1 protein-coding gene is annotated in these 343 nt (G+C 65.6%); it reads right to left on the reverse strand.

Annotated features, from left to right (window positions below; translation table 11 throughout):
• Window positions 1-333, reverse strand: a 333-nt coding sequence (locus HX846_RS39205) for a biotin carboxylase N-terminal domain-containing protein (protein WP_306173220.1), incomplete at its 3' end; no start/stop codon positions are given.
• Window positions 334-343 lie beyond the last annotated feature (10 nt).

The raw sequence follows: 343 nt of genomic DNA on the forward strand, positions 1-343 counted from the left end.
TTTGCTGCCCATGGCATCAATGGCCGAGGCGGGCGGGCCGAGGAAGATCAACCCGGCGGCTTCAATGGCGCGGGCAAACCCTGCGTTCTCCGAAAGAAACCCGTAACCCGGGTGAATCGCCTGGGCGCCGCTGGCCTGGGCCGCGGCGATCAGTTTGTCGATTTGCAGGTAACTGTCGGCGGCCTTGCTGCCGCCCAGGTCCACACGAATATCAGCCTCGCGGGTGTGCCGCGCGTCACGGTCGGTGGCGCTGTGCACGGCCACGGTGGTCAGGCCCATGGCCTTGGCGGTACGCATCACCCGGCAGGCGATTTCGCCACGGTTGGCTACCAATACGGTAGTA

Origin of the sequence: Pseudomonas sp. K5002, from assembly GCF_013386655.1 — a bacterium.
Taxonomy (GTDB): domain Bacteria; phylum Pseudomonadota; class Gammaproteobacteria; order Pseudomonadales; family Pseudomonadaceae; genus Aquipseudomonas.